This is a genomic window from Protofrankia coriariae (assembly GCF_001017755.1).
GTDB classification, from domain to species: domain Bacteria; phylum Actinomycetota; class Actinomycetes; order Frankiales; family Frankiaceae; genus Protofrankia; species Protofrankia coriariae.
Map to the genome: position 1 here is coordinate 84,075 of NZ_JWIO01000002.1, position 356 is coordinate 84,430.

At 74.4% G+C, this 356-nt stretch carries 1 protein-coding gene (only partly in view); it reads right to left on the reverse strand.

Annotation, left to right across the window (positions count from 1 at the left end; translation table 11 throughout):
• Positions 1-335 carry part of the coding region annotated (locus FrCorBMG51_RS24535) for a serine/threonine-protein kinase (protein WP_476742084.1) on the reverse strand (this coding region is incomplete at its 3' end). The annotated region extends 428 nt beyond the left edge of the window, so 335 of the 763 annotated nt are shown.
• Between the last annotated feature and the right edge of the window lie 21 nt (positions 336-356).

The window sequence follows — 356 nt, forward strand, 5'->3', positions numbered from 1 at the left end:
CGGGCCGCCTCCGCGGTGGCGGGCCGCTCCGAGGGGCGTTTGGCCAGCAGGTGGCACACGGCGTCCCACAGCGGCCCGTCGATCCCGTCGATCGGCGATGGCGCCTCGAAGGCGTGTGCCCGGATCATGGCGATCGGGTTCGGCGCGACGAACGGGGGCCGTCCGGCCAGCAGTTCGTAGAGGACGACCCCGGCGCCGTAGAGGTCGGCGGCGGGGCTCGCCCGGGTGTGCTCGGCGAGTTCCGGCGCCATGTACATCGGTGTGCCGATCGCGACGCTGAGCCTGGTCATGGACGGGCTCTGGGTCAGCCGGGCGATGCCGAAGTCGGTCAGCATGGCCCGGGCCGGCCCGCCGCC